We start from the raw sequence: 25,670 nt of genomic DNA, 5'->3' as shown, positions 1-25,670 counted from the left end.
CCTATCTCTGCCTATATTCTTATTCGTGCCTACCCTGACGCAAACCGTCAATAACGAACAATGCTGCGCCAATGCAGATGAAACTGTCGGCCACATTAAACGCCGGGTAGTAGTGGTTCTGCCAATAAAACAGCAGGAAATCCACCACATGACCGTAGTTGATGCGGTCGATCACATTGCCGATAGCACCGCCGATAATCATCGCCGCCGCCACATTACCCACGCGCCCGAACTTCTGCGCGCGCATCCCTGACACCAAATACAGCGTCACCACCACCGCCAAACCGGCAAACAAATACTTCTGCCAGCCCGAAGCCCCGGCCAAAAAGCTGAATGCCGCGCCCGGGTTGTATACATGGGTGATATCGAAAAAACCCTTGATCACCGGAATACGCCAGTTGAACACCACATGATCCAACACCCACAGCTTGCTCCACTGGTCGGCAAACACCACCAAACCCGCCAGCAGCGCATACGGCCACAGTCGGAACCATGCAATCTTATTCGTACTCATTTCATATTTCAGCAGATAAAAGTGGGCGCATTTTACTATAAAGCGCCCGCCAGCGGCCAAACTTATCGCCCCGCCACACCCGTTTCGCCCCATATCCAAAAGGCTACCTGAAAGCGATTCCTTAATGCAGCCAAGGCAAAGTTTCCGCAAAGCTAAAACTTGGGCTTCAATGAAACAAAAACAGCCACAGCATCGCAGCAGACTATTGCAATCATAAATAATCTCCATTACCATATCGCAACAATACTGATTCTCATCCAAGCACAACCACCCGATAGAGGCACATCATGTTCGTCTGCGTTTGCAATGCCGTTTCCGACCGCCAAATCCAAGAAACCGTCGCCGCCGGCGCCAACAGCCTGAGCGACCTGCAAGCCACCCTCGGCGTGGCCACCTGCTGCGGCTGCTGCGCCGATTTGGCCGTATCCTACCTCGGCAAACACGGCGACCAACAAGCTGCCCCCGCCGCCAACGGCAACCTGCAATAAGCCGCCCCACCCCATCATTGACAATGCTGCCCACACACGGCAGCATTTCATTTTCAGCACCGCAGAAGCCCATATTTTCAGGTAGCCTCATCACAGGGAAACACCATGGATCTATTCAACACCCAATCCGTCACCTTCGAACAGCCCACCGCCATGCTCCGCGCCTGCCACGGCAAAGTGCAGCGCTTCTGCGGCCAGCTCAACATGCTGGAAGGCTACCTGAAACAGCACGGCTACAACAACGTGGCCGACCAGAGCATCGCCCAAATCCGGCACTACTTCAACGTCGCCGCCCCGCTGCACCACCAAGACGAAGAAGAAGACTTCTTCCCCCTGCTGCTGCGCCACGCCCCCGAAGCCCGCCCCCTCATCCAAGCGCTCGAAGCCGAACACGACACCCTGCACCGCAACTGGGATGAACTCAACCAACACCTCGCCAGCCTCGCCGACGGCATCCCGCTCAACCCCGAGCTGATTGCCCGCTTTACCGCCGGCTACGACTTCCACATCCCGCGCGAAGAGCAGCTGTTCAAGCTCGGCGAACAAAAAATCCCCCAAGCCGAGCTGCAAGCCATCGGCAAACGCATGGCCGCCAGACGGCAAGGCTGAAACTAGTAAACCTGCGCATACAAAGCAAGAGGCTACCTGAAAAAGCAGCACAGCAAAGTTTCTGCGAAACCGAAATATTTTCAGGTAGCCCCTTCTATGGCTTATTTGTCGCTCGAATGATCTGCCGGCAAGCTGGAAACTTCCGCCTCAACCGCACTGTCGGCCACCACGGTTTCCGCTACCGGCGCATCTTCATGCGCCAGCTTGGCGGTTTGCGGCAACTCGTCGGGCACATCGGCAGGCTCGGCCGCACCTTCCGGCTCTTGGCCTTCCTGCGGCGGGGCTTCTCCCTCGCCGTTGCCGCGCACATTGTGGCTGTAATCTTTGGGCGGGCTGGGCTGCTTGCCCGCCATGATTTCCAGCACTTGGTCTCGATCGATGGTTTCCCACTCCATCAAGGCCTTGCACATGGTTTCCATCTTATCGCGGTTTTCGTCCAAAATCTTATAAGCCACCGCATATTGCTCGTCTAGAATACGGCGGATTTCGGCGTCCACTTCCTGCTGGGTTTTTTCGGAAATGTGCTGAGAACGGGTCACACTGCGGCCAAGGAACACTTCGCCCTCATTTTCGGCATACACCATCACGCCCATTTTCTCGCTCATGCCATAACGCGTGACCATTTCTCGCGCCATCTGCGTGGCCCGCTCGAAATCGTTGGAAGCCCCGGTGGAAATGCGGCCCACGAAAATATCTTCGGCAATGCGCCCGCCAAACAGGATGGAAAGCTGGCTGAGCATTTGGTCTTTATACATGCTAATGCGGTCGCGCTCGGGCAGCTGCCAAGTCAAACCCAATGCCCGGCCGCGCGGCATGATGGTAACTTTGTGCACCGGATCGGTAAACGGCAGGCTCTCGGCCACGATGGCATGGCCGGCCTCGTGGTAGGCGGTGGCGCGTTTTTCGTCTTCGTGCATCACCATGCTGCGCCGTTCCGGGCCCATGTAGATCTTGTCTTTGGCGTCTTCAAAATCGCTTTGATCCACCTTGATTTTGTTGCGGCGGCCGGCAAACAGTGCGGCTTCGTTCACCAGGTTGGCCAAATCGGCGCCGGAAAAACCGGGCGTACCGCGCGCCAACGACATCAAATCCACCGAAGCATCCAGCGGCACTCTTCTGGCGTGCACCTGCAAAATCTGCTCGCGGCCGCGGATATCCGGCAGCGGCACCACCACTTGGCGGTCGAAACGACCGGGGCGCTGCAAGGCCGGGTCGAGCACGTCGGGGCGGTTGGTGGCGGCAATCACGATAACGGTTTGATTGCTCTCGAATCCGTCCATTTCCACCAAGAGCTGGTTCAAGGTTTGCTCGCGCTCGTCGTTGCCTCCGCCCAAGCCTGCACCGCGCTGGCGGCCGACTGCGTCGATTTCGTCGATAAAGATGATGCAGGGCGCGTTTTTCTTAGCCTGCTCAAACATATCGCGCACGCGGGAAGCGCCCACGCCAACAAACATTTCCACAAAATCCGAGCCGGAAATGCTGAAAAACGGCACACCGGCCTCACCGGCAATCGCCTTGGCCAGCAAGGTTTTACCCGTACCCGGGCTGCCGGCCAGCAAAATGCCGCGCGGCACGCGGCCACCCAAGCTCTGATAGCGGTTCGGCGCTTTGAGGTAGTCTACGATTTCCTGCACTTCTTCTTTGGCTTCGTCGCAGCCGGCCACATCGGCAAAGGTTACACGGTTGGCATCCTTATCCAAGAGGCGCGCGCGGCTCTTGCCGAAGGAAAACGCCCCGCCCTTGCCACCGCCGCCGTTCTGCATGCGCATAAAGTAAAACCACGCGCCAATCAGCAGCATCACCGGCAGCAGGTTGAACAGCAGGCCGGTTAGCATGCCCTGTTTCTCTTCCGGGATATAGCGGAAATCAACGTTCTTTTCTTGCAGCAGCGTCAAGAGTTTGTCGTCTATCGGCGCATTGGTGTAGAACTTGGTTTTATCGGTGCGCTCGCCTCTGAGCACATAGCCGTTCAGCAGCGTTCCTTCCATGTCCACTTTGGCGATTTCGCCTTTGTTTACCTGCTGGATAAACTGCGAATAGTTGATTTGTTGTTTGTTTTCTCTTCCGCCCAGCAGTGTTTGAGTCGAGGCAATCAACACCCCGGCCAAAAACAGCCAAACCAAAATCGTTCTGACGGTGTTACGCACGGTAACCAGCTCCTAATTTAATGCCAACAAAAATAAAAACTACTGAAAATACAAATGCCAACGCTATCTTTTATTTTTCCCCAAAAGATACACTTCGCTGGAACGGCTGCGCGAAGCCTTGGGCTTGCGCACCAACACTTGGGCAAACACCCCGCGCATGGCCTGCATATATTCCTGAAAACCCGCGCCCTGAAACACTTTCACCAGCATATTGCCGCCCGTTTTCAGGTGCTCGGCGGCAAAATCCAAAGCCAGCTCGCACAACACATAGCTGCGCGCCTGGTCGGTTACCGCATTGCCCGACATATTGGGTGCCATATCGCAAATTACAAGGTCTAGCTCACGGCCGCCGAGCAGGTTTTCCAGCTGCGCCAACACTTCGTCTTCACGGAAATCGCCTTGGATAAACGACACACCCGCCACCGGCTCCATCGGCAGGATATCGAGCGCGAACACCTGCCCCTGCGCGCCCGCCAGCTTCGCCGCCACCTGCGACCAGCTGCCCGGCGCACTGCCCAAATCGGCCAGCACCGTGCCGTTTTTGATCAGCTTGTCTTTCTCGTTGATCTCCAGCAATTTGTATGCCGCGCGGGCACGGTAGCCGTCTTTCTGCGCTTGGTGCACATAAGGGTCGTTCACGTGCTCGTTGAGCCAGGTTTTGGATGATTTGGAACGGGGCGGCATAGGAAATCCCAAGCAAAAAACGGCTGCATTGTAGCCGAACGGGCAAAAGGCTGCCGAAGTTTTTCAGGTAGCCGATAAGGCTACCTGAAAACGGGCTTCCCACAGAAAGGCGGGGTTCTGCAAAGCCATAGCGAAAGTTAAGTGAATCCGCTATAAAATTTTCAGGTAGCCTTTTTGTGTTTGGCTAAACGGTTTAGACATTAAAGCTTTCGCCGCAGCCGCATTCGTTTTTCACGTTGGGGTTGGCGAACTTGAAGCCTTCCTGCAAACCTTCTTTGGTGTAGTCCAGCTCGGTGCCGTCGAGATACACCAGGCTTTTGGGATCGACGAACACTTTCACGCCGTGCCCTTCAAACACCACGTCTTCCGGCTGCACTTCATCCACAAATTCAAGCGTGTAGGCCATGCCGGAGCAGCCGCTGGTTTTCACGCCCACGCGGATGCCTTCGCCTTTGCCGCGCTTGGAAAGGAAGCTGCTGATGTGGTCGGCGGCTTTTTGGGTGAGGGTAATCATATGGTTTCCTTATGGTTTAATCTGTTGTGAGGCTACCTGAAAAATAGTTTGTGTGCGGCCTGCGCCTTGCTTCGCAGGTGCCGATATTTTCAGATAGCCTTCCGCCCTACTCTGCGCTTTCCGCCTGCCGCCGCTTGGCCCAAGCCACGGCGGTTTGCATGGCGGCGCGGGATTGCGGGCTGTTTTTCCAGCAGCTGCTGCCGGTGAGCGCGGCGCCCTGCTCCAGCATGTCGTTTACTTCGGCGGCGGCGAGCTTGGCCACGCTGTCCAAGCCCATTTGCTGCAAACGCTGCAATACGGTTTTGCCGATGCCTTTTTCGGCGAGCAGAGATTGGGTTTCTTCGGCGGAGAACATGGCGGATTTAGCGGGCGGGGGTGATGGTGCCGGCGGCGCAGTCGATGAGGTTGTCGCGCTCGATTTGGCCGTTTTGGGTGTTGTAGGCTTGCGAGCGGGTAGTGTAGCCGTCGCGGTAGAGCATGCGGGTGCGCAGCCTGCCTTGTTCGTCGTAGGCGTTCGACCAGCCTTCGGCCAGGCCGTTGGCGTTGAGCTCGACGCGGGCGCTGGTTTTGCCGTTGGCGTAGAAGGTTTCCAGATACTGCGAGGCGTAGCCGTTGCGGGCAACGGTGCGGTAGTAGCCGCCTTGGGCGTTGCGTTTGGAGGTGAAGGCGCCGTTGGGTGTGCCGGCGGGCAGCGGGTAGTTGGCGGCTTCGACTTTGCGGCAGGAGTTGCGCACGAGCATGGCGCTCATGGCGTTGGTGGCGCGGTTGGACAGGGTGCGCTGGCCGGTTTTGACGGGGATGCCGTTGTCGAAATTTTCGATGGCGCAGCCTGAGGCGAGCAGGAGGACGGCGGCGGTGAGGGCGAGTGTTTTCATGGTGGGCTTTCGAAGTGAAACGGGGAAATCGGCTGAGGTGTGCGGCGGATTTTCAGGTAGCCTTTTTCAGGTAGCCTATTTGAGCTGGCTGTCTTTGCTGCCGCGACGGTTGTAGGCGAGGCGGAACTGCTGCTGTTTGTCGGCTTCTTCTTGGCAGGCAATGCACAGGCGCACGCCGGGCAGGGCTTGGCGGCGGGCTTCGGGTATCGGCTCGCCGCATTCGTCGCATTCGCGGGCGCTCTCGCCGCTGGGCAGGTTTTGCCGGGCGGCGGCGAGTGCGTCGTCTAAATTGGCGTCGATTTGCGCCTGTTCCGCGCCGTCGGGCGCCCAGCCGCCGGCCATCTTAGGCTCCGTGTTTCTTTTTGTAGTCGGCCACAGCGGCTTTCACGGCGTCTTCGGCGAGGATGGAGCAGTGGATTTTCACGGGAGGCAGTTCCAGCTCTTCGGCGATTTCGCTGTTTTTAATGGCGAGTGCGTCATCCAAGCTTTTGCCTTTCACCCATTCGGTAATCAGGCTGGAGGAAGCGATGGCGGAGCCGCAGCCGTAGGTTTTGAATTTGGCATCTTCGATGATGCCTTGGTCGTTCACTTTGATTTGCAGGCGCATCACGTCGCCGCAGGCGGGCGCGCCCACCATGCCGGTGCCGACGGATTGGTCGTTTTTGTCGAACGTGCCGACGTTGCGGGGGTTTTCATAATGATCGATGACTTTGTCGCTGTATGCCATGATGGTTTCCTTTTTGTTTGAGATGTGGTGGTTTGTGGTGTTTAGGTGTGGAGGCTACCTGAAAACGTAGCTTCAACGAAGTGGATCGATGTCCTGCGAAGCAAGGCTGAGTTTCTGCGAAGCTAAATCGCAGCTTCAACGAAGCTAAAAATATCCACTGCCAAGCAGTGCAAACGGGGCAGCTAGATTTTGCACGCGCCGCCTTCGCAGCCGTCGTCGTTTTCGGAATCGACGCCGCCTTCTACGGTTACGCCGTCAAAGTCTTCAAGCAGGCTATCGAGGTTGTCGAGATCTAAATCGTCTTTTTGGCTCATGGAGTGTCCTTGGTTTGTTAGTCTTCAGGCTACATAAAAAAGGAGTTTTCTTTTTGTTGAGTTTACAACCCAAGTTATGCTTACTCAATTCAAGAGTCATTAGATTTATGTAGCAACTCTAGATTCTGACTTATCACTTGCAACTGCTCTAGTTGCAAGTGAATCTGTAGTTTCTGTAACTCTGTATCTGGTGGCAATTTAGTTAAAATCATCTCTCTCTAACCAAAGAAGTCAATGGCTCTCCAATAGCCTTTTTAAAATTAAACCCTAATAACTGAAGAATTGTTAATGTTTCTTTCGAAACTAATGGAGATAAAATCTTCACTGCATTATTTAATTCTTCATGACTTTGTCCACTAGCTTCCATCAAAGATTGAATCTTAGGAATTAAACTAGAAGTAATATAATTTAATTCGCTCTCATTAATTTTTTGAGCAGCTATTTCTTGTTGATATGCCTGAGCAATCTGAGTTAATTCATTTTTATCAGCAATTAAATCTTGTATAATTTCCTCTAATTGATTAATTGTTTCTTTATCATCCTTTTTTATTTTTATAGATTGTATTTTCGCTAAAATTGCAGAAGCAGTGTTTTTGGTTAATGTTTCCGTTAACCGAACTCCAAGTTCAATAATTTGCTGTTCCATATTCTTAATGCTCTGCCCATTCCACCGTATTCAAATCAATCCCTTCCTTAAACATCTCCCACAAGGGCGACAGTTCGCGCAGTTTGCCGATTTTGGATTTAATCAGCTCGGCGGCGTAGGCAGCTTCTTCTTCGGTGGTCATGCGGCCGAAGGTGATGCGCAGCGATGAATGCGCCAATTCGTCGTTGCGGCCGAGCGCGCGCAAAACGTAGCTGGGTTCGAGACTGGCCGATGTGCAGGCCGAGCCGCTGGATACGGCGAGTTCCTTCACTGCCATAATCAGGCTTTCGCCTTCCACGAAGTTGAAGCTGACATTCAGGTTGTTCGGAGCGCGGTGTTCGAGGTCGCCGTTGATATAGACTTCTTCGATGCCTTCGATGCCTTTGAGGAAGATGTCGCGCAGTTTGCGGTAGTGCGCCATGTCTTGTTCGAGTTCTTCTTTGGCGATGCGGAAGGCTTCGCCCATGCCGACAATTTGGTGGGTCGGCAGGGTGCCGCTGCGGAAGCCGCGTTCGTGGCCGCCGCCGTGCATTTGCGCTTCGAGGCGCACGCGCGGTTTGCGGCGCACATACAGCGCGCCGATGCCTTTGGGTCCATAGACTTTGTGGCCGGACATGGACAATAAATCCACTTTGCCGGCTTCCACATCCACCGGCACTTTGCCGCAGGCTTGGGCGGCATCCACATGGAAGATGATTTTGCGTTCGCGGCAGATTTCGCCGATGGCGGGAATGTCCTGCACCACGCCGATTTCGTTGTTCACCCACATCACGGAAATCAGGATGGTGTCGGGGCGGATGGCGGCTTTGAGCTCGTCCAAATCAATCAGGCCGTTTTCTTTCACGCCGAGATAGGTTACTTCAAAGCCTTGGCGTTCCAGTTCGCGCATGGTGTCGAGCACGGCCTTGTGTTCGGTTTTGACGGTGATGAGGTGCTTGCCTTTGGATTGGTAGAAGTGCGCCGCGCCTTTAATGGCGAGGTTGTCGGACTCGGTCGCGCCGCTGGTAAAGACGATTTCTTTCGGGTCGGCGTTAATCAGGGCGGCGATGTCGGCACGGGCTTTCTCCACGGCCTCTTCCGCCACCCAGCCGAAGGCGTGGCTGTTGGAGGCGGGGTTGCCGAAGGTTTCGGTCAGATAGGGGATCATTTTTGCGGCCACGCGTTGGTCAACGGGGGTGGTGGCGGCGTAGTCGAGGTAGATGGGGGCGTGTTTGGTCATGATTGGCTCTTTGGTTGGTGGTGTGTGGTTATCGGATATGGGTTAAATCTACTGTGGCGGTATGATGGTGGCGGGTTTGCTTTTTATCAAGCACGTCTTGCAGGGAAACGCTGTGCAGGTAGTCGTTGATGGTGCGGTTTAGGTTTTCCCACAAATCGTGGGTGAGGCAGGGCATGCCTTCGCGGCAGTTGCTTTGCCCGCCGCAATGGGTGGCGTCGAGCTTGTCTTCGGCGGCGTGGATGATTTCGCCGATGTTGATGAGCTCGGGCTTTCTGCTGAGCAGGTAGCCGCCGCCGGGCCCGCGCACGCTCTCCACCAGGCCGGCGCGCCGCAGCTTGCCGAAAAGCTGCTCCAAATAGGAGAGGGAAATATGCTGCCGGCCGCTCACGGCGTTGAGGCTGACGGGGTTTTCGCGCCCGTACAGTGCCAAATCGAGCATGGCGGTTACGGCAAAACGGCCTTTGGTGGTCAATCGCATAGGGCTGGTGTGTGTACTGCGTCTTGGGAGGCGGATTGTCTAATACCCAAGTAATTTAGTCAAGTATAGCGGGCTTAGTTTTTCTCAATGCAAAAGGCTACCTGAAAACGGTTTGACGCGTTTTCAGGTAGCCTTCGAGATGCATGGTTGGCTTCTCCTTTTTCAGGTAGCCCAAGCCCTCATTTTTCCAAACCAGATAAACAGACTACCTGAAAATGCCAAATGCCGAAAGCAAATCCCGTTTAATTGGAGAAACCTTCCAATATTTGGAGAAACCACATCGTGTTCACCGCATAAATCGCGCCGACAACAGCAAAGGGAATCATCAAGTTGGGCGACAAGGCCGCGCCGAAGCCGAGCGGGATGGTGGCAAACCACAATGCGCCGGCCGGCATGCGCTGCCAGATTTTGGGCACAAAAGGCATCAGCACGGTTACGCCTGCAAACGTGAATATCGCCCACGGAATGCCCAGCCAGGCAGAAAACGAGAAATCGGTCAGCCACCCAATCAGCATGCAGCCGATACCGATATAGGCGAGATAATCCAATGCTTTGGATGACGGTGCTTTCATCATAGTTATCGCGGAATGATTCAGGCTACCTGAAAACTATTCAAGCCGTTTTCAGGTAGCCTTTGCCCTGCCCTGCTATGCGGCCGGGCTTATTGGGATTTTGCCTGCCAAGTGTCGCGCAGGCCGACAGTTTTGTTGAACACCGGTTTCTCGGCCGTGTGGTCTTTGCGGTCGGTAACGAAGTAGCCGGTGCGCTCGAACTGCCAGCGGCTTTCGGCAGGCAGGCCGTTGGCAAAGGGCGCGGGCTCGGCGTAGGCGGTGATTTCTTTGGCCGATTCGGGGTTGAGGAATTGGGTAAACGGCAGATATTGGCCGTCTTCGCCGCGCACGGCGTCGGGGCGCTCCACGGTGAACAGGCGGTCGTAGAGGCGCACGGTTACGGGCACGGCGGTGTCGGCGGCCACCCAGTGGATCACGCCTTTCACTTTGCGGCCTTCGGGGTTTTTGCCCAGCGTGTCGTAGTCGATGCTGCATTTGAGCTCGACGATATTGCCCGCCGCGTCTTTCACCACTTCGTCGCACTTCATCACATAGCTGTGGCGCAGGCGCACTTCGCCGCCCAAAGTCAGGCGTTTCCAGCCTTTGGGCGGGTTTTCGCTGAAATCGTCGGCTTCGATATACAGCTCGGGGGCGATTTTCAGGCTGCGGCTGCCCATGCTTTCGTTGTTCGGGTGGTAGGGCGCGGTGCGGCTTTCGGTTTGAGCTTCATTATAATTGGTGAGCGTTACCTTAATCGGGTTGAGCACGGCCATCATGCGCGGCGCGGAGTTTTCCAACTCTTCGCGGATTGCGCCTTCCAACACGCTCATATCGACCACGTTTTCAGATTTGGAAATACCCGCACGTTTGGCAAACAGGCGCAGGCCTTCGGGCGTGTAGCCGCGGCGGCGCATACCGGAAATGGTCGGCATGCGCGGGTCGTCCCAGCCGGAAACGTGGCCTTCGGCAACGAGCTGGTTCAGCTTGCGTTTGGAGGTGATGGAATACAAAAGCTCCAAACGGGAAAACTCGTATTGGCGCGGGCGGGTGGCGTGCGGCGCGGGGATGTTGTCCAACACCCAGTCGTAAAGCGGGCGGTGGGCTTCAAATTCGAGCGTACACAGGGAATGCGTGATGCCTTCAATGGCATCGGAAATGCAATGCGTGTAGTCGTACATCGGGTAGATGCACCATTTGTCGCCGGTGTTGTGGTGGTGGGCGCGGCGGATGCGGTAGATGACGGGGTCGCGCATATTGATGTTGCCTGATGCCATGTCGATTTTCAGGCGCAGGGTTTTGCTGCCGTCGGGGAATTCGCCGTTTTTCATGCGCGTAAACAGGTCGAGGTTTTCTTCGACGCTGCGGTCGCGGTAGGGGCTGTTTTTGCCCGCTTCGGTGAGCGTGCCTCGGTATTCGCGCATTTCTTCGGGTGTCAAATCATCGACATAGGCTTTGCCGTCTTTGATTAAACCGACGGCGTAGTCGTAAAGCTGGTCGAAATAGTTGGATGCGAAACGCGGCTCGCCTGCCCAATGGAAACCGAGCCACTCGACATCCTCTTTAATGGCATTGACGTATTCGTCGTTTTCCTTTTCGGGATTGGTGTCGTCGAAACGCAGGTTGCACAGGCCGTCATAAATATAGGCCAAACCGAAGTTCAGGCAGATGGATTTGGCGTGGCCGATGTGCAGGTAGCCGTTGGGTTCGGGCGGGAAGCGGGTTTGGATGGCGGTGTGTTTGCCGCTTTTGAGGTCGTCTTCGATGATGGTGCGGATGAAGTGGTTGTCGGCGAATTGGTCTTTGTTGAGCATGGTTTGGGGCTACCTGAAAAATAATGATATGGGGCGGATTTTACCCGAAAGCGCGGGCGGCTGTCAGATGCGGCATGGGCTAAAATTTTTCAGGTAGCCTCTATGTCATCCAAGGCTACCTGAAAAATATGGCGGGCTGAGGGCTAATCCGCCAGCGAGAAATTGGGGTGCGCGAGCAGCTCGGCCTTTTTCTTGGCGAAGCCTTCGGCATCGATGGCGCGTGTGGCGTGCTCCAGCAGGCGCACGCGGAAGCCTTCGGAGAGCGCGTCGGCAATGCTGAAATACACGCAGAAGTCAGCAGCCAATCCCACCACATCGATATCGGTTACGCCGTGGGCGCGCAGGTAGTCGGCGAGCCGGGTGTTGTGGCGGCGGCCGTTGTCGTAGAAGGCGCTGTAGCTGTCGGTGTGCTTGTCCATGCCTTTGCGGAACACGGCGGCGATGGGCGCGGTGTTGAGCGCGGGGTGAAACTCGGCGCCGCTGCTGCCGGCAATGCAGTGGTCCGGCCACAGCACTTGCTCCAGGCCGTGCAGGTTGATGATGTCGAAAGGCTGTTTGCCGGGGTGGGCAGAGGCGAAGCTTTCGTGGCCGGCGGGGTGCCAGTCTTGCGAGGCGACCACCAGCGGGTAATCGCCGATGATGCGGTTTACCGGCTCAACGATGGCGTCGCCCCCGGCCACGGGCAGGCGGCCGCTTGGCATGAAGTCGTTTTGGATATCGATTAGGAGCAGTGCGCGCATGGGGGTTCCTTTTGTGTGGAGTGAGGCGGATATTTTTAGCTTCGCTGAAACTAATGTTTTCAGGTAGCCTGTTCGCGAAGAAAGGCTACCTGAAAAACATTACAGCAGCAAATCAGTGCATCACACGCCGCGCAGCAAATCGTTCACGCTGGTTTTGGCGCGGGTTTGCGCATCCACCTTTTTCACAATCACGGCGCAGTAGAGGCTGTGCGAGCCGTCTTTGCTCGGCAGGCTGCCGGACACCACCACCGAGCCGGCAGGCACGCGGCCGTAGTGAATTTCGCCCGTTTCGCGGTCGAAAATCTTGGTGGATTGGCCGATATACACGCCCATGGAAATCACGCTGCCCTCTTCCACAATCACGCCTTCCACGATTTCGCTGCGTGCGCCGATGAAGCAGTTGTCTTCAATGATGGTGGGCGAAGCCTGCAAAGGCTCCAGCACGCCGCCGATGCCCACGCCGCCGCTCAGGTGCACGTTTTTGCCGATTTGCGCGCAGGAGCCCACGGTGGCCCAAGTGTCCACCATCGTGCCTTCGTCCACATAGGCGCCGATGTTCACATAAGAAGGCATCAACACCACATTCTTGCCGATAAAGCTGCCGCGCCGGGCCACCGCACCGGGCACCGCACGGAAGCCGGCCACCTGAAACTGCTGCGGAATCCAATCGGCAAACTTGGTGGGCACTTTGTCGAAATACTTGCTCACGCCGTCGCTGGATACTTCATTGTCTGCAATGCGGAAAGAGAGCAGCACGGCCTTCTTCGCCCACTCGTTTACCTTCCATTCCCCCACGCCCAGCCGCTCGGCCACGCGCAGGCTGCCGGAATCCAAACGGTACAGGGTTTCCAGCACAGCTTCCTTCACTTCGGCGGAAACGCTGGCCGGGGTGATTTCGGCGCGCTGTTCAAATGCGGTTTCGATGGTGTTTTGTAATGACATGGTTTTTCCTTATGATTGGGTTGGATGGGGAAAGGGAAGGCTACCTGAAAACGATCAATCGGATTTTTCAGGTAGCCTGAAAGGGGCGTATTGTGCCATGCAAAACGCTTCTTGCGAACTGCCTTCACCAGTTTATGCCCTGCCGCTTGAGCAGGTGCGAAGTAATCGGCTTGTCCAGCGGCTGCGCCGTCAGCTCGGAGAGGGCCGCCTGGAAGTCGTCGAACGGCACGGTTTGCGAGCCGAAACGCGCCAGGTGCGGCGTATCCTGCTGGCAGTCGATCAGCCTGATGCCGCAGCGTTGCAGAAACGGCACCGCGCAGGCAAAGGCGATTTTGGAAGCATCGCTCTGCCAGGCAAACATCGATTCGCCGAAAAACACCCGCCCGATCTGCACGCCGTAGAGCCCGCCGGCCAACACCAGCCGCCCGTCTTCATCGGGATACCAGCATTCAAACGAATGCGCGCGGCCGAGCCGGTGCAGCTCGGTGTAGGCTACCTGAAAATTCGGCGCAATCCAACTGCCGCCCTGCCCCGGCCGCGGCGTGGCGGCGCAGGCGGCAATCACGGCCAGGAAGTTTTGATTGGCGGTAACCGCATAGGGCTTGTGCCGCAGCGTTTTGGCCAGCGAGCGGCCGATGTGCAGCCGCTCGGGGTAGAGCACAGTGCGCGGCGCGGTGGCAAACCAAAAAAACAGGCCACCCTCCTCATGCCACGGGAAGATGCCCTGTTTGTATGCTGCCAGCAGCCGCTCTGCCGACAAATCCCGGCTCAGCGCCACCAAGCCCTCATGTGCGGCGATGGCCGGGCGCGGGTCGGGAAATTGCAGGCAGTCCGCCGCGAGCAGCGGAATATCTGTATGGTTTTGATTGGTCATTAAATGAACCCCGGCCTGCGGTTTCTATCGCCAAAGCATTGAGCTGCTTCCGCGAAAAAGCTACCTGAAAACGGCAAGCCGCCGCCGGGCGGTCGTCTCCTAAAGATGGTGTTTCTGCTGGCAGGCGCTGCACACGCCGTAGAGATACAGCGCGTGATCCACGATGCGGTAGCCGTTTTCCTCGGCAATCTGGCCTTGCAGGCTCTCGATGGTCGGGTTGTGGAATTCGGTTACCTTGCCGCATTTCACGCACACGATATGGTCGTGGTGGTCGCCCTTGTTCAGCTCGTATACCGCCTTGCCGCTCTCGAAGTGGTGGCGCAGCAGGATGCCGGCCTGCTCAAACTGGGTGAGCACGCGGTAGATGGTGGCCACGCCGATTTCCACGCCTTCGTCCAACAGGATGCGGTACACATCCTCGGCGCTCAGGTGCTCTTCGGCATGGGTTTCAAACAAATCCAGAATTTTCAGGCGCGGGCCGGTAACTTTCAGGCCGCTGCCTTTGAGTTGTGCGATGTTATTTTCCATGATGTATGCATATCACTATCAGTCAATAGTCGTTATAATACGCACTTTTAATGCGCTTGCCCACTCTCTGCCCGCTGATTGCCCGGCAAAGGCGGCGGCGCCCCGGCCCTGTTTCCCGTTTTTCGAAAGGTCAAGTTGTGAACAAATCCCTTTGCCTGGCTCTGGCCGCCTGCCTCGGTTTGGCCGCTTGCAGCACCGAGCGCCTGGCCCGTTTCCCTTCCTACAAACTCACCATCGTGCAAGGCAACGAGCTGGATTTGCAGGCCGTGGCCGCCCTGCGCCAAGGCTTGAGCAAAGAGCAGGTGCAGCACCTGCTGGGCACGCCGCTGCTGCGCGACCCGATGCATGCCAACCGCTGGGATTACGTGTTTGAAGTGAGCCGCGGCGGCAAAGTGCGCGAACGCAAAAACCTCACCCTGCATTTCGATCAAAACGATTCCCTGGTGCGCGCCGAAGGCGACGTGCTCAATGAGCTGCGCCAACAGCAGCCGCAGCAATAAACCCGATTGGCAAATCCAATCGCCACCCTGTTTCCGCCCCGATTGTTAAGGAGCAAATATGTCCGCCCCCATCAAAATCGCCATTGCCGGCGTAAACGGCCGCATGGGCAAAATGCTGGTTGAAGCCGTGGAGCAAAACCCGCACACCGTGCTCACCGGCGCGCTGGAACACGCCGGCTCCGAAGCGCTGGGCCTGGATGCCGGCTACGCCTCCGGCCTAAAAACCGGCGTTATTATCAGCAGCGACACCGATGCCGCGCTCGCCGATTGCCAAGTGCTCATCGACTTCACCCGCCCGGCCGTTTCAGGTAGCCTTCTGCTCGTTTGCACCAAACGCGGCATCAAAATGGTAATCGGCACCACCGGTTTCGACGAAGCCGGCAAAGCCGCCATCGCCGCTGCCGCCGAACAAACCGCCGTGGTGTTTTCCGCCAACTACAGCGTCGGCGTAAACCTCACCTTCCACATCCTCGACACCGTGAGCTGCGTGCTGAACGAAGGCTACGACATAGAAATCATCGAAGCGCACCACCGCCATAAAGTCGATGCTCCCAGCGGTACCGCCCTGCGCATGGGCGAAGTGATTGCCCACGCCCTCGGCCGCAACCTGAAAGATTGCGCCGTGTACGGCCGCGAAGGCCACACCGGCGCGCGCGATCCGCACACCATCGGCTTTGCCACCGTGCGCGGCGGCGACATCGTGGGCGACCACACCGCCCTCTTCGCCGGCGAAGGCGAGCGCGTGGAAATCACCCACAAAGCCTCCAGCCGCATGACTTTTGCCGCCGGCGCCGTGCGTGCCGCCGTGTGGCTGCAACACCATGACCGCGGCCTCTACGACATGCAAGACGTATTGGGCTTGAAAACCAGTAATCCGCCCATATAGCCTGCCGCAGCAGCCAACGCTGTCCCTCAAACCATCACACCACAGGACACCTCATGACCCGCACCGTACACTGCATCAAACTGGGCAAAGAAGCCCCCGGCCTCAAATTCCCGCCTCTGCCCAACGAGCTGGGCAAGCGCATCTTCGACAACGTATCGCAAGAAGCCTGGGACGCCTGGACGCGCCACCAAACCATGCTCATCAACGAAAACCGCCTCAGCCTGGCCGACCCGCGTGCCCGCCAATACCTCGCCCAGCAGATGGCAAACTACTTCTTCGGCGACGGCGACGCCGACACCGTGCACGGCTACGTTCCGCCCGCCGAGTAAACCAAACACAGAAGGCTACCTGAAAATCCCAACGCAGATTTTCAGGTAGCCTTCAGGCCTGTTACCGCCACAGCATTCCCTTTCCAACCGCAGCCGATTCCGCCATGATTCCCAGCGAATTCATCGACGAGCTGCTGGCCAAAACCGACATCGTCGACATCATCGACGAGCACGTGCCGCTGAAAAAAGGCGGCGCCAACTACATGGCCTGCTGCCCGTTTCACAAAGAGAAATCTCCCTCCTTCTCCGTCAGCCCGAGCAAGCAGTTCTACCACTGCTTCGGCTGCGGCGCACACGGCTCGGCCATCGGATTCGTGATGGAATACCAAGGCTTGGGCTTCACCGAAGCCGTGCAATACCTCGCCGACCGCGCCGGCATGGTCGTGCCGCAGCAGCGCGGCCGGCAGGAAAGCGCCGACGAACGCGCCCGCCGCAAACAACGCCAGCAAACCCTGGAAGACACCACCGCCCAAGCCGCTGCATTCTACCAACGCGAACTGGCCGCCAGCAAAGCCGCCCAAGGCTACCTGAAAAAACGCGGCCTCTCCGCCGAAATCATCGCCCACTACGGCTTAGGCTACGCCCCCGACAGCTGGCGGCCGCTGGCGCAAAGCTTCAGCCCCTACCCTTCCGAAGCCCTGGTAAACAGCGGCATGGTGATCGAAAAAGACGGCAGCCACTACGACCGCTTCCGCCACCGCATCATGTTCCCCATCCGCAACAGCAGCGGGCAGGTGATCGGCTTCGGCGGCCGCGTGCTCGACGATTCCAAACCCAAATACCTCAATTCACCCGACACCCCGCTGTTCGACAAAGGCAAAAACCTCTACGGCCTGCACGAAGCGCGAGCCGCCGTGAAGGAAGCCGGCCGCATTTTGGTGGTGGAAGGCTATATGGACGTGGTGGCACTGGCACAGTTCGGCATCGGCTACTGCGTGGCCGCGCTCGGCACCGCCACCACCGCCGAGCACGTCAAAATCCTGATGCGCCACACCGACAGCGTCTATTTCTGCTTCGATGGCGACGCCGCCGGCCGCAAAGCCGCCTGGCGCGCCTTGGAAAACGCCCTGCCCCAGCTCAAAGACGGCAAATCGCTGCATTTCCTCTTCCTGCCCGAAGGACACGACCCCGACAGCTACGTGCGCGAACACGGCCGCGAGCGTTTTGAAGATATGCTGTTGCATCAGAGCAAACCGCTCTCCGCCTATTTATGGGATGCGCTCACCGAACATCTAGACCTGCACACCCAAGAAGGCAAGGCCGAGCTGGTGAAAACCGCCGCCCCCCTGCTTACCCAGATTACCGCCCCCGCCCTAGCCTTCCTGCTCAAGCAAGAGCTGAGCAACCTGGTGGGCATCGATCCGGCCAATCTGGCACACCTGATGGGGCAGGAAGCCCCCAAGCGCCACGTTGCCCAACAGCGCTACACCCTGCCGCGCCAAACCTTCCGCCAGCCGCAAATGCTGAGTTTGGCGCAAAAACAAATCCGCAGCCTATTGATAAATCCGCAATGGGCTGCATATATCGACTTACCCGACCATCTGGAGCTGGATGCCGACGTGGCCTGCCTGAGCGTGATGGCTGCCCATGTGCGCCGCAGCCAAGCCCCGCTTTCCAGCGCCGGATTGATGGAAGCCATGCGCAACACCCCCTATTACGGCAGTATCTGCCACATCATGCAGTCCGGCACGGACAGCGGCCACTTCGAGGGAGGTAGTGAAAACGATGCGCAGGAATTCCAATCGGGTATGCATAAACTGATGGCCTCGCTGAAATCCCAACAAGTTGAAGCGTTGAAACGCAAACGCATCGCCCAAGGCCTGAGCGATGACGAAATCAAACTGCTACGGGATTTGCTGAAGCATCCTTCCCCCCACAGCGACGGGCAGCCCTAGCGGCCGCACCGTCCCCTTTTAGTTAGCCCATGTGAAAAACGAGAGAAACATGTCCGAACAGAACAATCCCGCCACCGAAGAACAAGAAGGCAACCGCCCGCTGACTCCCGAAGAGCAGCGGGCGCGGCTCAGACAGCTGATTCTGCAAGGCAAAGAGCGCGGCTACATCACCTATGCCGAAATCAACGATGCCCTGCCCGACGATATGTCGGATGCCGAGCAGATCGACAATATCGTCAATATGATTTCCGGCCTGGGTATTCAGGTAACCGAAGAAACGCCCGACAGCGAAACCCTGCTGATGGCAGACAACACGGCCAACATGACCGACGACGACGCCGTGGCCGAAGCCGAAGCCGCCCTTTCCAGCGCTGATTCCGAATTCGGCCGCACCACCGACCCGGTGCGCATGTATATGCGCGAAATGGGCCAAGTGGATTTGCTCACGCGCGAAGACGAAATCGTCATCGCCAAAAAAATCGAAACCGCCCTGCGCAACATGATTCAGGCCATTTCCGCCTGCCCCGGCTCCGTGGCCGAAATCCTCGCCCTCATCGAGCAGGTGCGCAACGACGAAATCCGAGTGAACGAAGTGGTGGAAGACATCATCGACCCGCACGAAGAGCTGCTCGACGAGCTGGGCATCGGTGTGGACAAATCCGAAGAATCCAGCCCCGATACCGATTTGGAAGAAGACAATAGCGAAGAAGATTCCGAAGACGAAGAAGACACCGAAGAAGAAGATGCCGGCGCCGTATCCGCCGCCAATCTGGAAGAGCTCAAACAAAAAGTGTTGTCGCACTTCGAAGGCATCCAGGCCACCTACAAAAAAATGGTGGCCGCGCTCAACAAACACCACAGCCAGCACGCCTCATACCTGGAATTGCGCAACTCCATTGCCGACCAACTATTGAACGTGCGCTTCACCACCCGCCAAATCGAAACCCTGAGCGACAATCTGCGCACCCGCGTAGACAACATCCGCCGCCTGGAACGCGAAATCCGCGACATCTGCCTCAACCGCGTGCACATGGATCGCGATTATTTCATCGAAAACTTCCTACCCAACATCACCGATCTGGGCTGGATAGAAACCGAAATCGGCAAAAACCGCGTGTGGAGCGAAGCCCTGAGCCGTTTCCAATACGCCATCATCGAGAAGCAAAACATCCTGATCGAGCAGGAAAAACACGCGCAAATCTCGATTGCCGAGCTGAAAGAAATCAGCAAAAACATGGTGGCCAACGAGAAAGAAACCGCCGCCGCCAAGCAGGAAATGATTCAGGCCAACCTGCGCCTGGTGATTTCCATTGCCAAGAAATACACCAACCGCGGCCTGCAATTCCTCGATTTGATTCAGGAAGGCAACATCGGCCTGATGAAAGCGGTGGACAAATTCGAATACCGGCGCGGCTACAAATTCTCCACTTATGCCACCTGGTGGATCCGCCAAGCCATCACCCGCTCGATTGCCGACCAGGCGCGTACCATCCGCATCCCGGTTCACATGATTGAAACCATCAACAAAATGAACCGCATCTCCCGCCAGTATCTGCAAGAAACCGGCGAAGACCCGGATGCCGCCAAGCTCGCCGAGCTGATGGAAATGCCGGAAGACAAAATCCGCAAAATCATGAAAATTGCCAAAGAGCCGATTTCCATGGAAACCCCCATCGGCGACGATGACGACAGCCACTTGGGCGACTTCATCGAAGACGTGAACAACGTTGCCCCTGCCGATGCCGCCATGTATTCCAGCCTGCGCGAGGCCACCAAAGACGTGCTGGAAAGCCTCACCCCGCGCGAAGCCAAAGTATTGCGCATGCGCTTCGGCATCGACATGAACACCGACCACACGCTGGAAGAAGTGGGCAAACAGTTCGACGTTACCCGCGAACGCATCCGCCAAATCGAAGCCAAAGCCCTGCGCAAGCTGCGCCACCCCACCCGCAGCGACCGCCTGCGCAGCTTCCTGGATAGCGAGGAAAACAAGCAGTAATCCCTTGCTAGGCAAGCGGCTTATCGGTACAATGCCGCCCTTTCTAGCCGGGTCTGTAGCTCAGGGGTTAGAGCAGAGGACTCATAATCCTTTGGTCGCTGGTTCGAGACCAGCCAGACCCACCAGATTTAATTTGGTTTTTCAGTCAGTTAAGTTGTTTCAACTGCTTGTCCGCGTTTTGCTGGTTTTGGACTTCGGCAAAACTTTGGACTAACCAACACAAACCAGCCGCAATCTCCAGCGATTGCGGCTGGTTTTGTTTTACACCACCCACCCCACGGAATAAATTTCGCAGCAACCCAGGCTACCTGAAAACAACTAAAGCGCACTAACTTTTCAGGTAGCCTTAACCAGAGGCTGCCTGAAAATACCGCGGCGTTTCCGTGCAGCTAAATTTTTCTGCTAGGCTCGAACACACAAAGCAAGTTTCCCCACGATAAAACGCAAAGCAGCATTGCCATCGCCCCACTTTTTCAGGTAGCCTTTGGCCAAACAGGGAGAGAATCGTTATGCCAAACAAGCCATTGCCCGGCCACAGCCATCACCACGACCATGCCCACGACCATGCCCACGACCACGCGCACAGCCACATCCCGCAAAACCGCCAAATCCTCGCGCTCAGTTTTGCCGTTATCACCGGCTATATGGTGGTGGAATTCCTTGGCGGCTGGTATTTCAACAGCTTGGCGCTGATGGCCGACGCCGGCCATATGGCCAATGACAGCCTGTCGCTGCTGCTCGCCTTGCTGGCGCTGTTTCTCTCTGCGCGGCGGCAAAAATGGCTGGCGCTGGCTAACGGCGCATCTTTGGTGCTGGTGGCGGCGATGATTTTGCGGGAAGCGGCCGAACGCTGGGCGGCACCCGCCGAAATGTTGGCGCTGCCGATGCTGGCGGTGGCGTGCACCGGCCTGCTGGTGAATCTTTTCGTGGCTTGGCTGATGATGAAGGGCGACCATGCCAACCTGAATGTGAAAGCCGCCTATCTGCATGTTTTGGCTGACTTGTTCGGCTCGGTGGTGGCGATTGTGTCCGGGCTGGCGGCCTGGCTGCTGGGCTGGCAGTGGGTGGATGCCGTGGCCAGCGTGTTGCTGTCGCTGCTGGTGCTGAAAAGCGGCTTGGGCGTGGTGCGGCAGGCTTGGCGGGAGTTGGGGGCGTAGCGGCCGGGCAATGGCGCAGCCATCGGCAGTAAAGGCTACCTGAAAAAAATGGGCTATGCTTTTTCAGGTAGCCTTTGGTGTTGAACCGGCTGAATCAATAGGCGATTTTCAGGGTTTCTTCGGCAATGCCGGCCACGGCGGGGGAGCGGCTCATGGCGAGTTTTTCTTCGGCGGAGAAGCCGATGGTTTCGCCGTCGGGCAGCGGGTCGGGCATGAGGGCAGCGGAACAGAAGAGGCCGTTTACTTAGAAGCTGAGGATGCCTTCTTCCAGGCTGGGTTCTTCGCCGGCGTCGGGGCGGATGCCCTATTCGTGTTGCAGGGTGTGGAGGAAGCGGGCGTGGTCGAATTGGTTTTCTTGCAGCAGGACAAAACCTTGGGCGTGGCGCATGGGGTTCTCCGAGTGAGGGGAAAGGATGGGCGGCAATATAAGGGGGATGGCGGCAAAAAGGCTACCTGAAATATTTTTCAGGTAGCCTTTTGCTGGCGATACGGCAGCTTACAGGATGATTTGTTTGCCGTAGCCTTCTAAAATTTCTTTAATTTTCAGCACGGTTTCTTTGGGCGGGGGATGCACGCCTTTGAGCTTGTATTCGTCGCCGCAGAGCTCCCATTTGTAGGCGCCGAGCTCGTGGTAGGGCAGGATTTCCACGGTGTCCACATTGCCCATGTCGGCGATGAATTCGCCGAGCAGGTGGGCAGAGCGTTCGTCGTCGGTGTAGCCGGGCACAACGACGTAGCGCACGCGGGTGGGCTGGTTGCGTTCGGCCAGATATTTGGCAAAGCGCAGGGTTTTGGTGTTGGGGATGCCAACCAGCACTTTGTGGATGTCGGGATCGATTTGTTTTAAATCGAGCATCACAAGATTAGTGTGGTCGAGCAGGTCTTCAAGGATGTGGTCGTAGTGCAGGACGTAGCCGTTGGTATCGAGGCAGGTGTGGATGTCGTGCTTGCGGCAGGCAACGAACCAGTCACGGACGAAGGGGTATTGCAGCAGGGGCTCGCCGCCGGTGGCGGTTACGCCGCCGCCGGTGGCGCGGAAATAGTGTTGATAGGAAAGGACTTTCTTCATCACCTCGGGCACGGTAAGCTTTTGTTCTTTGTCGGTGTGCCTGTCCCAGGTGTCGCGGTTGTGGCAGTAGAGGCAGCGCATGAGGCAGCCTTGCATGAAGAGGACGAAGCGGATGCCGGGGCCGTCTACGGCGCCGCCGGTTTCGATGGAGTGCACGTAGCCGATGCCGTTGTAGAGCTTGGGATTGACTTCGTCGTTGGCGTCGGCGGAAACGGGCTGGATGGGGATGGTGGACATGATGTTGGGTGGTTTAGGTGGTTGGAATGGGTGTGCTCTTATTTTTCAGGTAGCCTCTAAACCTGCCGGAAGGCTACCTGAAAACCAGAATAAGGCGGGCTGCGATTATAGTGAATTTATGGGCGGACTGCCTGAAAAACCAGAAGGCTACCTGAAAAATATCGCGCGGGGAAAATAAAAGTGCCGGAAGCTTGTTCCGGCACTTTCTTTCTTCACTGCAACACGTTTGCCATCAGATTACATGTGGCTGGTGAAAGTGCGGGTTACCACGTCTTGCTGCTGCTCGCGGGTGAGCGAGTTGAAACGCACAGCATAGCCAGACACGCGGATAGTGAGCTGCGGATATTTTTCCGGATGATCCATGGCTTCCAACAGCATTTCGCGATTGAGCACGTTCACGTTCAGGTGTTGACCGCCTTCGATTTCGCCGGCTTCGTGGTGGAAGTAGCCGTCCATCATACCGGCCAGGTTGCGTTCGCGGGAGGCTTCGTCTTTGCCCAGCGCGCCGGGGATAATGGAGAAGGTGTAGGAAATACCGTCTTTGGCAAACTCAAACGGCAGTTTAGCTACGGAAGTGAGCGAAGCCACAGCGCCGTTCACATCGCGGCCGTGCATCGGGTTGGCACCCGGGCCGAACGGAGCGCCGGCGCGGCGACCGTCGGGGGTGTTACCGGTTTTCTTGCCGTACACCACGTTGGACGTAATAGTCAACACAGACTGGGTTGGGATGGCGTTGCGGTAGGTCGGGTGGGTGGCCACTTTCTTCATGAAACGCTCTACCAGGTCGCAGGCGATGCTGTCTACGCGATCGTCGTTGTTACCGAACTGCGGGTATTCGCCTTCGATTTCGAAGTCTACGGCAATGCCGTTTTCGTCGCGGATCGGTTTCACTTTGGCGTATTTGATGGCAGACAGGGAGTCAGCAGCCACAGACAGACCGGCAATCCCGCAGGCCATGGTGCGGCGCACGTCGCGGTCGTGCAGCGCCATCAGGGCGGCTTCGTAGCTGTATTTGTCGTGCATGTAGTGGATGCAGTTCAGCGCGGTCACATACTGGGTGGCGAGCCAATCCATGAATTTATCCATGCGTTCGAACACGGTATCGTAGTCGAGCACTTCGTCTTTAATCGGCTCGGTTTTCGGGCCGACTTGGTCTTTGGATTTTTCGTCCACACCGCCGTTGATTGCGTACAGCAGGGTTTTGGCCAAGTTGGCGCGCGCACCGAAGAACTGCATGTGTTTGCCCACTACCATCGGGCTCACGCAGCAGGCGATAGCGTAGTCATCGCTGTTGAAGTCCGGGCGCATCAGGTCGTCGTTTTCGTATTGGATAGACGAAGTATCAATAGACACTTTGGCGCAGAATTCTTTGAAGCCCTGCGGCAGTTTTTCAGACCACAATACGGTGATGTTCGGCTCGGGAGACGGGCCCATGTTGTACAGGGTGTGCAGCACGCGGAAGTTGGTGCGGGTTACCAGCGTGCGGCCGTCCAAGCCCATGCCGCCAATGGATTCGGTGGCCCAAATCGGGTCGCCGGAGAAGAGCTGGTCGTATTCGGGGGTACGCAGGAAACGAACCATACGCAGTTTCATTACCAAGTGGTCAATGAATTCCTGAGCCTGGGTTTCAGTGATCACGCCGTTTTTCAGGTCGCGTTCGATGTAGATATCCAAGAAGGAAGACACGCGGCCGAAGCTCATGGCGGCGCCGTTTTGCGATTTCACGGCGGCGAGGTAAGCGAAGTAAGTCCATTGGATGGCTTCTTGCGCGTTTTTGGCCGGGCCGGAGATGTCGTAGCCGTAGGAAGCGGCCATTTCTTTCATCTGTTTCAGCGCAATGTGCTGCTCGTTGATTTCTTCGCGCAGGCGAAGGACACTTTCCAAGTTTTTGCCGGCTTCCAAATCGGGCTGCAAAGAATTATATTGCTCGGTTTTGTCTTCCATTAAGCGATCGATACCGTACAGGGCCACGCGGCGGTAGTCGCCGATGATGCGGCCGCGGCCGTAGGCATCCGGCAGGCCGGTGAGCACGCCTGATTTGCGGCAACGGCGGATGTCGGGAGTGTATACGTCGAACACGCCCTGGTTGTGGGTTTTGCGGTATTTGGTGAAGATTTCTTCCACTTCGGGATTGAGCTCAACACCGTAAATCTTGCAGGAATCTTTCACCATCTTCAGGCCGCCGAAGGGCATGATGGAGCGTTTCAACGGCTCGTCGGTTTGCAGGCCAACGATGGTTTCCAAATCTTTGTCGATGTAGCCGGGGCCGTGGCTGGTGATGCCAGACACCACTTGGGCGTCGATTTTGTAGGGGGCGTGGGTTTTGTTTTCAACCTTGATGCCTTCCATCACTTCTGCCCACAGCTTAGTAGTGGCTTCGGTGGCCGGCGCCAAGAAGCTGCCGTCGCCTTCATAGGGCGTGTAGTTTTTCTGGATGAAATCACGCACATCAATGTGGTTTTCCCAGTTGCCGCCGACAAAACCTTCCCATGCGGCCGGGCGTTCTGATGCTGTTGTAGCCATAATTGAACCTCCTGATAGTTAGTAAAGAAACAACGCGAAAAAATTAAATCTCAAAACAGTGGAAGCATAGCATTGTCTGTGCCTCCTTGGGCGCGAAACTCTAAAGTATTCGCGCAAAGCTTAACCTAAATCAAACCATGAAAAAACTTCTCTTTATTATCAATGCACTGGATAAGGGCATTTTATAAGCTTTTTATGACTTAGCTCAATAAAACTATCTCCTTGAATATCAGATATATTATCTCAAATTCACGCCGCCTTTCCAAGTGTTGATATTAATAGTCTACCAAGTTTTATGGCAATATAATCAATGATATAGATCTGGCGGCATTTTCTGCTTTTTCAACCTTGCCGCCGCATATTTTTCGGCAGCGGCACAGTATTGCCCATGCTTAAAATTCTTGGCATAAAAAC

30 protein-coding genes and 1 tRNA gene are annotated in these 25,670 nt (G+C 56.6%); 10 read left to right on the top strand and 21 right to left on the bottom strand.

All coding sequences use genetic code 11. From position 1 onward, the window contains the following. Positions 1-19: 19 nt before the first annotated feature. Positions 20-514, bottom strand: a complete 495-nt coding sequence (gene lspA, locus A7P95_RS07750; RefSeq protein ID WP_067594303.1) for a signal peptidase II — start codon at positions 512-514, stop codon at positions 20-22. Between the two features lie 287 nt (positions 515-801). Between lspA and A7P95_RS07745 the strand changes: the two genes are divergently transcribed. Next, positions 802-1,002, top strand: a complete 201-nt coding sequence (locus tag A7P95_RS07745) for a (2Fe-2S)-binding protein (RefSeq protein WP_067593575.1) — start codon at positions 802-804, stop codon at positions 1,000-1,002. Between the two features lie 105 nt (positions 1,003-1,107). After that, positions 1,108-1,611, top strand: coding sequence for a hemerythrin domain-containing protein (locus tag A7P95_RS07740; protein ID WP_067593572.1), 504 nt, complete (start codon positions 1,108-1,110; stop codon positions 1,609-1,611). 101 nt (positions 1,612-1,712) lie between these two features. On the opposite strand, the gene ftsH is transcribed toward A7P95_RS07740, so the two are convergent. The 17 genes from ftsH to fur all read right to left on the bottom strand — a co-directional run bounded on the left by ftsH (position 1,713) and on the right by fur (position 14,661). Next, a complete protein-coding gene (gene ftsH / locus A7P95_RS07735) occupies positions 1,713-3,758 on the bottom strand; it encodes an ATP-dependent zinc metalloprotease FtsH (RefSeq protein ID WP_067593570.1) in 2,046 nt (681 codons plus the stop codon). A gap of 63 nt (positions 3,759-3,821) precedes the next feature. Beyond that, positions 3,822-4,442, bottom strand: coding sequence for an RlmE family RNA methyltransferase (locus tag A7P95_RS07730; protein ID WP_067593567.1), 621 nt, complete (start codon positions 4,440-4,442; stop codon positions 3,822-3,824). 193 nt (positions 4,443-4,635) lie between these two features. Next, a complete protein-coding gene (iscA, locus tag A7P95_RS07725; protein ID WP_067593564.1) occupies positions 4,636-4,956 on the bottom strand; it encodes an iron-sulfur cluster assembly protein IscA in 321 nt (106 codons plus the stop codon). Positions 4,957-5,062: 106 nt separating this feature from the next. Further along, positions 5,063-5,311, bottom strand: coding sequence for a recombinase RecA (locus tag A7P95_RS07720; protein WP_067593561.1), 249 nt, complete (start codon positions 5,309-5,311; stop codon positions 5,063-5,065). 7 nt (positions 5,312-5,318) lie between these two features. Next, entirely contained in the window at positions 5,319-5,831 is a 513-nt protein-coding gene (locus tag A7P95_RS07715) for a toxin-antitoxin system YwqK family antitoxin (RefSeq protein ID WP_067593558.1), read from the bottom strand. A gap of 75 nt (positions 5,832-5,906) precedes the next feature. Continuing rightward, complete coding sequence (locus A7P95_RS07710; RefSeq protein ID WP_067593555.1) at positions 5,907-6,173, bottom strand: DksA/TraR family C4-type zinc finger protein; 267 nt, start codon at positions 6,171-6,173, stop codon at positions 5,907-5,909. Between the two features lies 1 nt (position 6,174). Continuing rightward, complete coding sequence (gene iscU, locus A7P95_RS07705; protein WP_067593552.1) at positions 6,175-6,558, bottom strand: Fe-S cluster assembly scaffold IscU; 384 nt, start codon at positions 6,556-6,558, stop codon at positions 6,175-6,177. Positions 6,559-6,740: 182 nt separating this feature from the next. After that, the gene (locus tag A7P95_RS12355; RefSeq protein WP_255593005.1) at positions 6,741-6,872 is read right to left on the bottom strand and encodes a hypothetical protein; all 132 of its coding nucleotides are present in this window, start codon (positions 6,870-6,872) and stop codon (positions 6,741-6,743) included. Positions 6,873-7,080: 208 nt separating this feature from the next. Then, positions 7,081-7,518 (bottom strand): hypothetical protein, encoded by a 438-nt coding sequence (locus A7P95_RS11710; RefSeq protein ID WP_156503552.1) that lies wholly within the window; start codon positions 7,516-7,518, stop codon positions 7,081-7,083. Positions 7,519-7,522: 4 nt separating this feature from the next. Further along, positions 7,523-8,737 (bottom strand): IscS subfamily cysteine desulfurase, encoded by a 1,215-nt coding sequence (locus A7P95_RS07700; RefSeq protein WP_067593548.1) that lies wholly within the window; start codon positions 8,735-8,737, stop codon positions 7,523-7,525. Between the two features lie 28 nt (positions 8,738-8,765). Beyond that, entirely contained in the window at positions 8,766-9,215 is a 450-nt protein-coding gene (locus tag A7P95_RS07695; protein ID WP_067593545.1) for an Rrf2 family transcriptional regulator, read from the bottom strand. Between the two features lie 242 nt (positions 9,216-9,457). After that, a complete protein-coding gene (locus tag A7P95_RS07690) occupies positions 9,458-9,790 on the bottom strand; it encodes a hypothetical protein (protein ID WP_067593542.1) in 333 nt (110 codons plus the stop codon). An 86-nt stretch (positions 9,791-9,876) separates the two neighbouring features. Next, the gene (locus tag A7P95_RS07685; protein ID WP_067593539.1) at positions 9,877-11,577 is read right to left on the bottom strand and encodes a glutamine--tRNA ligase/YqeY domain fusion protein; all 1,701 of its coding nucleotides are present in this window, start codon (positions 11,575-11,577) and stop codon (positions 9,877-9,879) included. 143 nt (positions 11,578-11,720) lie between these two features. After that, positions 11,721-12,317: a bifunctional nicotinamidase/pyrazinamidase gene (gene pncA, locus A7P95_RS07680; protein ID WP_067593536.1), complete on the bottom strand. Its 597-nt coding sequence runs from the start codon at positions 12,315-12,317 to the stop codon at positions 11,721-11,723. Between the two features lie 120 nt (positions 12,318-12,437). Next, entirely contained in the window at positions 12,438-13,259 is an 822-nt protein-coding gene (gene dapD, locus A7P95_RS07675) for a 2,3,4,5-tetrahydropyridine-2,6-dicarboxylate N-succinyltransferase (RefSeq protein ID WP_067593535.1), read from the bottom strand. Between the two features lie 124 nt (positions 13,260-13,383). After that, positions 13,384-14,133: a leucyl/phenylalanyl-tRNA--protein transferase gene (gene aat / locus A7P95_RS07670; protein ID WP_067593532.1), complete on the bottom strand. Its 750-nt coding sequence runs from the start codon at positions 14,131-14,133 to the stop codon at positions 13,384-13,386. A gap of 99 nt (positions 14,134-14,232) precedes the next feature. Next, complete coding sequence (fur, locus tag A7P95_RS07665) at positions 14,233-14,661, bottom strand: ferric iron uptake transcriptional regulator (protein WP_067593529.1); 429 nt, start codon at positions 14,659-14,661, stop codon at positions 14,233-14,235. A gap of 137 nt (positions 14,662-14,798) precedes the next feature. Here fur and A7P95_RS07660 point away from each other — a divergent pair, with 137 nt between their 5' ends. The 7 genes from A7P95_RS07660 (at position 14,799) to A7P95_RS07630 (ending at position 21,427) form a co-directional block, all read left to right on the top strand. Further along, the gene (locus tag A7P95_RS07660) at positions 14,799-15,161 is read left to right on the top strand and encodes an outer membrane protein assembly factor BamE (RefSeq protein ID WP_067593526.1); all 363 of its coding nucleotides are present in this window, start codon (positions 14,799-14,801) and stop codon (positions 15,159-15,161) included. A 58-nt stretch (positions 15,162-15,219) separates the two neighbouring features. Further along, positions 15,220-16,047, top strand: a complete 828-nt coding sequence (dapB, locus tag A7P95_RS07655) for a 4-hydroxy-tetrahydrodipicolinate reductase (protein WP_067593523.1) — start codon at positions 15,220-15,222, stop codon at positions 16,045-16,047. A gap of 53 nt (positions 16,048-16,100) precedes the next feature. After that, the gene (locus A7P95_RS07650; RefSeq protein ID WP_067593520.1) at positions 16,101-16,376 is read left to right on the top strand and encodes an oxidative damage protection protein; all 276 of its coding nucleotides are present in this window, start codon (positions 16,101-16,103) and stop codon (positions 16,374-16,376) included. 104 nt (positions 16,377-16,480) lie between these two features. After that, complete coding sequence (gene dnaG / locus A7P95_RS07645; protein WP_067593517.1) at positions 16,481-18,271, top strand: DNA primase; 1,791 nt, start codon at positions 16,481-16,483, stop codon at positions 18,269-18,271. A 49-nt stretch (positions 18,272-18,320) separates the two neighbouring features. Then, positions 18,321-20,270 carry an RNA polymerase sigma factor RpoD gene (gene rpoD / locus A7P95_RS07640; protein ID WP_067593513.1) on the top strand — a complete coding sequence of 650 codons (1,950 nt, stop codon included), beginning with the start codon at positions 18,321-18,323 and terminating at the stop codon, positions 20,268-20,270. Positions 20,271-20,319: 49 nt separating this feature from the next. After that, positions 20,320-20,395 (top strand) — tRNA-Ile (locus tag A7P95_RS07635). Between the two features lie 384 nt (positions 20,396-20,779). Then, positions 20,780-21,427 carry a cation diffusion facilitator family transporter gene (locus A7P95_RS07630; protein WP_067593509.1) on the top strand — a complete coding sequence of 216 codons (648 nt, stop codon included), beginning with the start codon at positions 20,780-20,782 and terminating at the stop codon, positions 21,425-21,427. Positions 21,428-21,521: 94 nt separating this feature from the next. On the opposite strand, the gene A7P95_RS12040 is transcribed toward A7P95_RS07630, so the two are convergent. Both A7P95_RS12040 and pflA read right to left on the bottom strand, forming a co-directional pair. Further along, entirely contained in the window at positions 21,522-21,641 is a 120-nt protein-coding gene (locus tag A7P95_RS12040; RefSeq protein WP_218916366.1) for a DUF4261 domain-containing protein, read from the bottom strand. A gap of 282 nt (positions 21,642-21,923) precedes the next feature. Next, the gene (gene pflA, locus A7P95_RS07625; protein ID WP_156503551.1) at positions 21,924-22,733 is read right to left on the bottom strand and encodes a pyruvate formate lyase 1-activating protein; all 810 of its coding nucleotides are present in this window, start codon (positions 22,731-22,733) and stop codon (positions 21,924-21,926) included. Between pflA and A7P95_RS11705 the strand changes: the two genes are divergently transcribed. After that, a complete protein-coding gene (locus A7P95_RS11705) occupies positions 22,723-22,911 on the top strand; it encodes a hypothetical protein (RefSeq protein ID WP_156503550.1) in 189 nt (62 codons plus the stop codon). The two genes, pflA and A7P95_RS11705, sit on opposite strands and share 11 nt — an antisense overlap. A gap of 59 nt (positions 22,912-22,970) precedes the next feature. On the opposite strand, the gene pflB is transcribed toward A7P95_RS11705, so the two are convergent. Beyond that, on the bottom strand, positions 22,971-25,256 hold the full coding sequence (gene pflB, locus A7P95_RS07620; RefSeq protein ID WP_067593503.1) for a formate C-acetyltransferase: 2,286 nt from the start codon (positions 25,254-25,256) through the stop codon (positions 22,971-22,973). Positions 25,257-25,670: the final 414 nt, after the last annotated feature.

It is taken from the genome of Eikenella longinqua (genome assembly GCF_001648355.1).
In the GTDB taxonomy this organism is placed as follows: domain Bacteria; phylum Pseudomonadota; class Gammaproteobacteria; order Burkholderiales; family Neisseriaceae; genus Eikenella; species Eikenella longinqua.
The sequence above is the reverse complement of the archived record's forward strand: the minus strand, read 5'-3'. Positions and strand labels throughout refer to the sequence as shown.